The sequence below is a fragment of the Streptomyces otsuchiensis genome, assembly GCF_004305975.1.
Classification (GTDB): domain Bacteria; phylum Actinomycetota; class Actinomycetes; order Streptomycetales; family Streptomycetaceae; genus Streptomyces; species Streptomyces otsuchiensis.
The window spans coordinates 20,737-29,397 of the sequence record NZ_BHZI01000030.1 but is presented as its reverse complement, the minus strand read 5'-3'; the positions used below and the strand labels follow the sequence as shown (position 1 = coordinate 29,397).

Genomic DNA, 8,661 nt, shown 5'->3' with positions numbered 1-8,661 from the left:
AACCAGCTCTCCCCCGTTTCCCCCGCCCCGGTCAGGCGACCAGCTCACCGAAGGAACCGTCGCGGTCCCCTCCGTGGCTGAGCGTCCGGTCCTCGCGCAGCCGGCGCAGGGTGCGCCAGATGCTGCTCTTGACGGTGCCGACGCTGATGTTGAGCGTGTCGGCGATCTCCGGGTCGGTGCGGCCTTCGTAGTAGCGGAGCACCAGCATGGTGCGCTGCTGTTCCGGCAGCCGGGCCAGCGCCTGCCACAGCACGGTGCGCAGTTCGGTGCCGCGCATCGTGTCGTGCTCGCCGGGCGACTCCGGCAGTTCCTCGGTCGGGTACTCGTTCAGCTTGCGGCGGCGCCACGCGCTGATGTGCAGGTTGGTCATGGTGCGGCGGAGGTAGCCGCCCAGAGCGGCCTTGTCGCTGATCCGGTCCCACGCGCGGTAGGTGGACAGCAGCGCCGACTGGAGCAGGTCCTCGGCCTCGTGCCGGTCGCCGGTGAGGTGGTAGGCGGTGGCGTACAGGGAGGCCCGGCGCTCTCGCACGTAGGCGGTGAACTCCGCCTCCGCGCCCCCGTCGTGCCGTCGTCCCCCGACGGCCTCCCCGTACACCGGTCCGGCGTCCGCCCGACGTCCGGCCGCCACCGTGCCCGGCGCATTCTGGTCGTTCGCCTCTCCCCCGGCGAGCGCCAGCAACGGCGGGCGCTGGAGCCCGGCACCGCGACGACCCCCAAGCCGGCTCGCGGTGCCGGACGGACCCTCGCAACGGACGGGAACCATGGTGGCGTGTGAGCGCGTGGTACTACCTGCCCTGGTCTCACTGCGCAGTGCGCTCATCCCGCTCCCCCATCGTGGAGTCCGTGCTTCGTTCGATGGGGAATACATTGCCGGGCCAGTTTCATGGCGCGGTCCTCCGACTGTCACAGCGCTGTCACAGGGGTCTCGGCGTGGCGGGCGCGGCCGGGATCGCGGGGTCCGGGGCGAGGTGCCGGCCCGCGCGGAACGGTCCGCTCCTCGGACGTCGCGTACACACGGTCGAGCGCCGCTCGGTTCATACGACACAATGACCCCGTGGCTTTCCTGTTGCTGATCGAGGACGACGAGGCGGTGCGGACGGCCCTGGAGATGGGGCTGACCCGCCAGGGACACCGTGTGATCACCGCCGCTACCGGCGAGGACGGGCTGAAGCTGCTGCGTGAGCAGCGGCCGGACCTGATCGTGCTGGACGTGATGCTGCCCGGCATCGACGGCTTCGAGGTGTGCCGCCGTATCCGGCGGACCGACCAGCTGCCGATCATCCTGCTGACGGCGCGCAGCGACGACATCGACGTGGTGGTGGGCCTGGAGTCCGGCGCCGACGACTACGTGGTCAAGCCGGTGCAGGGCCGTGTGCTGGACGCCCGGGTGCGCGCCGTGATGCGGCGCGGGGAGCGGGAGTCCAACGACGCGGCGACGTTCGGGCCCATCGTGATCGACCGGGCCGCGATGACGGTCACCAAGGACGGCGAGGACCTCCAGCTCACCCCGACCGAGCTGCGGCTGCTGCTGGAGCTGAGCCGCCGTCCCGGTCAGGCGCTCTCCCGCCAGCAGCTGCTGCGGCTGGTGTGGGAGCACGACTACCTGGGCGACTCCCGGCTGGTCGACGCCTGTGTGCAGCGGCTCCGGGCGAAGGTCGAGGACATCCCGTCCTCGCCGAAGCTGATCCGCACGGTGCGCGGCGTCGGGTACCGGCTGGACAGCCCGCAGTGAACGACGGCCGTGCCCCGGGCGCCGGCGGTTCCGCCGCGCCGGGCGACGGCCGGGGCGGCCCGGCGGGGCCCACGGCGGGCCCGGCGGGCGGCGCGGTTCCGGAGGGCGACGGCGCCGGTGGGCCCGACGGCGGCCGGGGGAGGCGGCGGCTGCGCGCTCCGGCCCGGCTGAGCAGTCTGCGGTTCCGGCTGGTGACGGTGTTCGCCCTGGTCGCGCTGATGGCGGCGGTGTCCGTCGCGGGGATCGCGTACTGGCTCAACCGCGACGCGGTGCTGACCCGGGCGCAGAGTTCGGCACTGGCGGACTTCCGCAAGTCGCTCGGCGACTCGATGGGTTCGCTGCCGGCCCGCCCCTCGTGCGACGAACTGCGGTCCGCGGCCGGGCAGATGGCCGGCAGTTCGCAGAGCTACCAGGTCGTGCTGGTGATGGAGGGGCGCGACGGCAGCCTGTGCGTGGAGGAGTCCGACCCGCTGCTGTTCTCGCTGGAGGTCGTGCCGGACTCCCTGTCCGACGCGGTGCACGAGGTGCGCGGCGGGGACAACCCGTACCACCTGTACTGGCAGCGGATCACGCATCAGGACGACCCGTACCTCGTGGCCGGCGCGCATGTGCGGGACTCGGGACCGACGGGCTACATGCTGGCGTCGCTGGTGCCCGAGCGGGACGACCTGAACTCCCTGGCGTGGTCGCTGGGGATCGCCACCGGGCTTGCGCTGTTCGGTTCGGTGATGCTGGCCCAGGCCGCCGCCGCCACCGTGCTCCGGCCGGTGCAGCGGCTGAACAGCGCGGCCCGGCAGCTCGGTGACGGGGAGCTGTCGACGCGGCTGCCGGTGCGGGGCGCGGACGAGCTGGCGGAGCTGACGCGGACGTTCAACCGCACGGCGGAGTCGCTGGAGCACAAGGTCGCGGACCTGCGTGCGAGGGAGGCGTCCAGCCGCCGGTTCGTCGCCGACATGTCGCACGAGCTGCGGACCCCGATGACGGCGATCACGGCCGTCACGGAGGTGCTGGAGGAAGAGGTCGACAACCTCGATCCGATGATCGCCCCGGCGGTGTCGCTGGTGGTCAGCGAGACCCGGCGGCTCAACAACCTGGTGGAGAACCTGATGGAGGTTACCCGCTTCGACGCGGGGACCGCCCGGATGGTCGTGGACGACGTCGACATAGCGGACCAGGTGACGGCGTGCATCGACGCGCGCGCCTGGCTGGACGCGGTCGAACTGGACGCCGACCGCGGCGTCATCGCGCGGGTGGATCCCCGCCGGCTGGACGTCATCCTCGCCAACCTCATCGGCAACGCCCTCAAGCACGGCGGGTCGCCGGTGCGGGTCTCGGTGCACGAGGTGGAACCGCCGCGTCCCGGTGGCGGCGCCACGGCGCTCTCCGCGCTGGACGACGGCCCGGTGGCGCGCAGCGGGGACGCGCCGGTCCGGGTCCCGCGCGACGGCGCGGTGCTGATCGAGGTGACGGACGCGGGCCCGGGCATCCCGGAGGAGGTGCTGCCGCACGTCTTCGACCGGTTCTACAAGGCGAGCGCGTCCCGGCCGCGGTCGGAGGGCAGCGGGCTGGGGCTGTCGATCGCGCTGGAGAACGCCCATCTGCACGGCGGCGAGATCACCGCGCGCAACTCCGCCGACGGCGGAGCCGTCTTCTCCCTGCTGCTGCCGCACCGGCCGGCCGGTGCGGACGGGGAGGACCCGGAGGACGGCGAGGACGGCGTCGACCCGGACGACGGCCAGAGGGACGGCCCGCCGGGACAGGCGGCACAGGGCACGAAGACGGCGGGGAGCGACGTGGACGACACCGACCACATAGCCGACGGACCGGACAGCGGGCGGGGAGGGCGATGACCGTGCGGCCACTCCTGAACCGGTGTCCCGCCCCGGGTCCGGCCCGCCGGTCCCGGCGGCAGCCGACGGCGGCCAGCGGCGCGGCGCGGCGCCGTTCGGCCGTCTCCGCCGTGGTGGCGCTGCTGACGGTGGCGACGGCCGGGTGCGGCATCCGCTCGATGGACGTGCCCGTGGACGACGGCCCCGCCCCGTCCCGCGCGACCTGCGACCCTCCCGACCAGGGCGGCGGGACCGAGGTCTTCCTGGTCTGCGACTCCCGGGTCGAGTCGGTGGAACGCGAGGTCTCGCGGGCGGTGGCCCCCCGGGACCAGGCCGACCGGATCGCGCTGGCCAACGTGTTGCTGAGTGAGTTGCAGTCGGATCCGCCCAGCTCGGAGCGGGCGGCGGGGTTCTCCAGCACCGTCCCGGACGACCTGCGCGTCACCGGAGCCCTCCCGGACGAGCGGGAGCCGCTGCTGCGGCTCAACTGGCACCCGGACGACCTGCCGGCGTTCGCGCTCGCCCAGATCATCTGCACCTTCGCGCAGTCCGAGGTGTTCGGGGACGACGAACCGGTGACGCTCGGCGGACCGGACGAGACCGAGCAGCCGCAGCGTCAGTACACCTGCACCGCCTCGGTCCGGCACCAGCCGGACAAGCTGCGCCCCGGCGACTCCTGAGCGCGCCCCCGGCCGAGCGCCCGGGTGGACGACCGGGCCCTGGTGAGCCGCGGGTCACCTCCGCCACTGGGAACCGGGCCGGCCGCACGGGGCGTCCTTCTGATCCGTGCAGCGTGATGACACGGCCCCCCGCGGGCCGGCAGCCCCGGACGGGCCGGACGGCCAGGTGGTGGTGGGCCGACGCGTGCGGCTGGCCGCGCTGGCCCTGACCCTGGCCCTGCTGGCCGTCGTCGGCTGGCTGACCCTGCGCCCGGCGGCGGTGACCTGGGTCGCCCCGGGCAATCTGCAGCCGTTCGCCACGCTGCGGTCGCAGTGGGAGGCCGGGCCGCAGACGGCGGCCCCGACGATCGGTGGCGGACTGCTGCGGCTGGCGCCGCTGGGGGTGCTGCTGCCGCTGCTGGGACGCGCGCTGGGCGGCCCACGGCTCACCTCCTGGGTGCGGACCGTCTTCGCCACCGGCATGATCGCGCTCGGGCTGGAGGCGCTGCGCTCGGCGGTCCCGACGAGGGTCGTCGATGTCGACCAGGTGCTGCTCGCGGCGGCGGGCGCGGCGGTGCTGCATCTGCTGGGCTACGGCTGGCTCCGCTCGCGGCTGCTGTCGCGCACCCGGCGCCGCCGGTGTCCCGGCGGTGGCGGCCGGCCCGGTACCGAGCCGGACGACGGCCCGGAGGAGAGCCGAGGCGACGGCCGGGGCGACGGTCCGGGGGACGGCCGTGCCGGACGCCGCGTCGCCGGCCGGGCGCCGGAGGGGCCGCACACCCGGCACGGCGCGGTACGGACGCGTCCCGCGGCCGGCGTGGGAGGGACGTCTCGGGGTAGGCCCCTGACATCGCACAGGGTCGGGATCGGCCACGCGGCCGACGCGCGGAGCGGGCGGTTCTCCGTACGGTGAGAGGACCGGCACCGGGGCACGTCCCCGGGTCGGCCGGAGCCGGGGCGGCCGCTGACCGCCGCTCAGCCCGGTGCCGGTGCTGACGATGTGATGACCGTACGACCGGAGGAGCGAGCACCATGGCAACGCTGTCCCGACCGAATGAAGGCCGCTGGATCGGTGGGGTCTGCGCGGGCATCGCCCGCCGGTTCGGCATGGAGGCCAGGACGGTGCGCATCCTGGCCGTGATCTCGTGCCTGCTGCCCGGGCCGCAGTTCGTGCTCTACCTGGCCCTGTGGCTGCTGCTGCCGAGCGACAACTCGGCCGCCAAGGCGTCGTGGTGAGCCACGCCACGCACCCGGCGGGCGACCGCTGACGACACGACTGAGGGCCGCACCCCGATCTTCCGGGGTGCGGCCCTGCCGCGTGCGCGCCGGGGGGTAGCGCGACGTTCTGGTGGTCCCCGCTACGTCAGGGAACCGAGGTCGTCCGGCTCCGTCAGAGGACCAGGCTGTCCAGGGGAAGCCCGCCGAGCAGCTGGGTCGGGTTCTCGGTCAGCTCGGTGGGGTTGGAGGCGGTCTTGCTGAGCAGGTCGCCGGCGGCGTTGAGCAGCTCGTCCTGACTGCCGTTCCCGCCCGGCTTGACCTGGGAGTGGGAGAGGGTCTGGTCGGCGCTGAGGGTGTCGAGCTTGTCGACGGGCAGCGAGTCGACGGGCGCCATCTGCAGCACGTCACCGGCGGTCTTCGTGACGGTGTCGGTGACGGCGGAGGCGGACCCCGCGGCGGTGACGGCGAACGCGGCACCGAGAGCGGCGGCGCCGATGGACTTCACAGTGGCCTGCTTCATGAGTAGCTACGTCCTCGTGTGGGGAATGGTGAGCAGCGGGACGCAACCTAACCAGCACGCGGCGCGCCCCGCCAAATACCAAAACACCTTTCACCCGAGGCGCGCCACTCCGGGTCGCGCTTTACGGATATCCGTACGGATTTCGCACAGCAGTGTATTTCCGCAGCTCAGCCCCTACTCCTCAGCTCACTGGAGAACAGCCACTCGGACCGAAGTGCCGCATATCCGGGCTTGATGACGTCGTTGATCATCGCCAGACGTTCATCGAAAGGAATGAATGCGGATTTCATCGCATTGACTGTAAACCACTGCATGTCTTCGAGTGAGTACCGGAACACCTGAACCAGTTCCTCGAACTCACGGCTCATACTCGTCCCGCTCATCAGCCGGTTGTCCGTGTTGACGGTGACCCGGAACCGCAGGCGCCGCAGCAGCCCGATGGGGTGCTCCGCGTAGGAGGAGGCGGCACCGGTCTGGAGGTTGGAGGTGGGGCACATCTCCAGCGGGACGCGCTTGTCCCGGACGTAGGCGGCGAGCCGGCCGAGCGTGACCGTGCCGTCGTCGGCGACGGTGATGTCGTCGATGATGCGGACACCGTGACCGAGGCGGTCCGCGCCGCACCACTGGAGCGCCTGCCAGATCGACGGGAGACCGAACGCCTCACCGGCGTGGATGGTGAAGTGGTTGTTCTCGCGCTTCAGGAACTCGAAGGCGTCCAGGTGGCGGGTGGGAGGGAACCCCGCCTCGGCGCCGGCGATGTCGAAACCGACCACGCCGTGGTCGCGGTGGCGGTTGGCGAGTTCGGCGATCTCCAGCGCGCGGGCGGCGTGCCGCATCGCGGTGAGCAGCGCGCCGACCCGGATGCGGTGACCGGCGGCGACCGCGAGCCGTTCGCCCTCCCGGAAGCCGTCGTTCACGGCCTCCACCACCTGCTCCAGGGTGAGTCCCGCCTCCAGGTGCTGCTCGGGGGCGTAGCGCACCTCGGCGTAGACGACGCCGTCGGCGGCGAGGTCCTGCACGCACTCCGACGCCACCCGGAACAGCGCGTCGCGGGTCTGCATCACGGCGCAGGTGTGGGCGAACGTCTCCAGGTAGCGCTCCAGGGAGCCGGAGTCGGCCGCCGCGCGGAACCACTCGCCGAGCCGGGCGGCATCGCTCTCGGGCAGCCGGTCGTATCCCTGCTCACGGGCGAGTTCGAGGACGGTCGCCGGGCGCAGCCCGCCGTCGAGGTGATCGTGCAGCAGCACCTTGGGGGCGCGGCGGATCTGGTCCGTGGTGGGCGTCATCGCGGGCTGGAGGGTCTGGCTCTCTGTCATTCGCCGATGCTACTCCTACGCGCGTAGACAGGGCAGTGGTGGACATCGCGAAACCCTGGACGGCGGGGCGGAGCGGACCCCGCCGCCCCGCCCTGCTCCCGCCCCGCTCTCGGCCCTCCGGCCGCTCCGGAACCGCGGCGTAGAACGCGGTATCAGCAGCGGCTTGTCCAGGCGAGAGCCGATGCTCGGCGCTTCCGTGACATCCGCCCCTACGCCCTACGCTCCCGTGCCGCTACCCGCGCCGCCCCCGTCGCCGGAACCCGCCGCGACCGTTGTGGTGCCCGCGGCGTCCGCGGCGTCCGCGGCCTCCGAGGAGGGCGAACCGGCGAGCACGCGGTCCCGGCGGCTGAGGAGGAACGCCTTGAAGGCCGCCACCGGAGCGGTGTCCGGATGCCCGGCCAGCCAGGCCACGCCGATCTCCCGCACGGCGGGCGGCGAGGTGACGCTCAGCTCACGGACCCCCGGACGCGGCACGGTCGGCGGCGGCAGCAGCGCCACCCCCAGCCCGGCGGCGACCAGCCCGCGCAGCGTCTCCGCCTCCTCGCCCTCGAACGCCACCCGGGGCGCGAACCCCGCCTGCGCGCAGAGCCGTTCGGTCAGCTTGCGCAGCCCGTACCCGGGCTCCAGCGTCACGAACACCTCCTCGGCCGCCTCCGCCAGCCGCACCCGCCGCCGGCTCGCCAGCCGGTGGTCGGCGGGCACCACCAGCCGCAGCCGCTGCAGCGCCAGCCGCCGCGTCACCAGGTCCGGCGCGTCGGGGATGGGCGAGGTGAGGCAGAGGTCCAGCTCGCCCTCCCGCATCCGCTCCATCATGTCCTCGCCGTAGCTCTGCACCAGGGAGAAGCGGACGCGCGGGTGGTCGGCACGGAACTCCCGGATCAGCGCCGGAACGGTCTCCGGTCCCATGGTGTGCAGAAAGCCGAAGGCGACCTTGCCGGTGGCCGGGTCGGCGTCGGTGCGCACCACCTCGGCGGACCGCTCGACCTCGCCGAGGGCACGTTCCACGGCGCGCGCGAAGGAGCGCCCGGCGGGCGTCAGCGAGACCGCGCGCCCGTGCCGGGCCAGCAGCGCGACCCGCAGATCCTCCTCCAGCCGGGCCATCGCGCGGCTGAGGCTGGACTGCGGGACACCCAGTTCCTGTGCGGCGCGCGTGATGTGCTCGTGCCGCGCGACGGCGGCGAACTGCGCCAGGCGCGGCGTCAGAATCGACGCCCACGACTCCTGCCCGAGGCCCGCGATGTCCGCCGGGCCCGATGAGCCCGTTGTCACACGAATGTCATTCTTGTTGCCCGCAGGTGACATGGACCGTCCTCACCTCTGCTTATGCACTGGTGGAACGAATCTTACCGTTCTGTGCATTGGACGGATGAAACCCGGCGTTCTACTT

9 protein-coding genes are annotated in these 8,661 nt (G+C 73.0%); 5 read left to right on the top strand and 4 right to left on the bottom strand.

Annotation, left to right across the window (positions count from 1 at the left end; translation table 11 throughout):
- Positions 1–31: 31 nt before the first annotated feature.
- Entirely contained in the window at positions 32–820 is a 789-nt protein-coding gene (locus E0D90_RS05155; protein WP_438827369.1) for a SigE family RNA polymerase sigma factor, read from the bottom strand.
- 234 nt (positions 821–1,054) lie between these two features.
- On the opposite strand from E0D90_RS05155, the gene E0D90_RS05150 reads away from it, so the two are divergent.
- The 5 genes from E0D90_RS05150 (at position 1,055) to E0D90_RS05130 (ending at position 5,456) form a co-directional block, all read left to right on the top strand.
- Positions 1,055–1,732, top strand: coding sequence for a response regulator (locus E0D90_RS05150; RefSeq protein ID WP_174856143.1), 678 nt, complete (start codon positions 1,055–1,057; stop codon positions 1,730–1,732).
- Complete coding sequence (locus E0D90_RS05145) at positions 1,729–3,582, top strand: ATP-binding protein (RefSeq protein ID WP_307721127.1); 1,854 nt, start codon at positions 1,729–1,731, stop codon at positions 3,580–3,582. The genes E0D90_RS05150 and E0D90_RS05145 overlap by 4 nt, the downstream gene beginning before the upstream one ends.
- Positions 3,579–4,241, top strand: a complete 663-nt coding sequence (locus E0D90_RS05140) for a hypothetical protein (RefSeq protein ID WP_130796761.1) — start codon at positions 3,579–3,581, stop codon at positions 4,239–4,241. Before E0D90_RS05145 ends, E0D90_RS05140 begins: the two co-directional genes overlap by 4 nt.
- Positions 4,242–4,347: 106 nt before the next feature.
- Positions 4,348–5,133: a VanZ family protein gene (locus tag E0D90_RS05135; protein ID WP_130796760.1), complete on the top strand. Its 786-nt coding sequence runs from the start codon at positions 4,348–4,350 to the stop codon at positions 5,131–5,133.
- A 119-nt stretch (positions 5,134–5,252) separates the two neighbouring features.
- Positions 5,253–5,456 (top strand): PspC domain-containing protein, encoded by a 204-nt coding sequence (locus E0D90_RS05130; RefSeq protein WP_103504388.1) that lies wholly within the window; start codon positions 5,253–5,255, stop codon positions 5,454–5,456.
- A 154-nt stretch (positions 5,457–5,610) separates the two neighbouring features.
- Here the strand turns inward: E0D90_RS05130 and E0D90_RS05125 are convergent, their stop codons facing one another.
- The 3 genes from E0D90_RS05125 to E0D90_RS05115 all read right to left on the bottom strand — a co-directional run bounded on the left by E0D90_RS05125 (position 5,611) and on the right by E0D90_RS05115 (position 8,576).
- A complete protein-coding gene (locus tag E0D90_RS05125) occupies positions 5,611–5,958 on the bottom strand; it encodes a hypothetical protein (RefSeq protein WP_103504389.1) in 348 nt (115 codons plus the stop codon).
- Positions 5,959–6,125: 167 nt separating this feature from the next.
- Entirely contained in the window at positions 6,126–7,274 is a 1,149-nt protein-coding gene (locus tag E0D90_RS05120) for an adenosine deaminase (protein ID WP_130796759.1), read from the bottom strand.
- A 216-nt stretch (positions 7,275–7,490) separates the two neighbouring features.
- Positions 7,491–8,576, bottom strand: coding sequence for a LysR family transcriptional regulator (locus E0D90_RS05115; protein WP_130796758.1), 1,086 nt, complete (start codon positions 8,574–8,576; stop codon positions 7,491–7,493).
- Positions 8,577–8,661: the final 85 nt, after the last annotated feature.

Coding starts and splice junctions, on each gene's coding strand:
- E0D90_RS05155 (WP_438827369.1), bottom strand. CDS start 820: ATGAGCGCACTGCGCAGTGAGACCAGGGCAGGTAGTACCACGCGCTCA.
- E0D90_RS05140 (WP_130796761.1), top strand. CDS start 3,579: ATGACCGTGCGGCCACTCCTGAACCGGTGTCCCGCCCCGGGTCCGGCC.
- E0D90_RS05130 (WP_103504388.1), top strand. CDS start 5,253: ATGGCAACGCTGTCCCGACCGAATGAAGGCCGCTGGATCGGTGGGGTC.
- E0D90_RS05125 (WP_103504389.1), bottom strand. CDS start 5,958: ATGAAGCAGGCCACTGTGAAGTCCATCGGCGCCGCCGCTCTCGGTGCC.
- E0D90_RS05120 (WP_130796759.1), bottom strand. CDS start 7,274: ATGACAGAGAGCCAGACCCTCCAGCCCGCGATGACGCCCACCACGGAC.
- E0D90_RS05115 (WP_130796758.1), bottom strand. CDS start 8,576: ATGTCACCTGCGGGCAACAAGAATGACATTCGTGTGACAACGGGCTCA.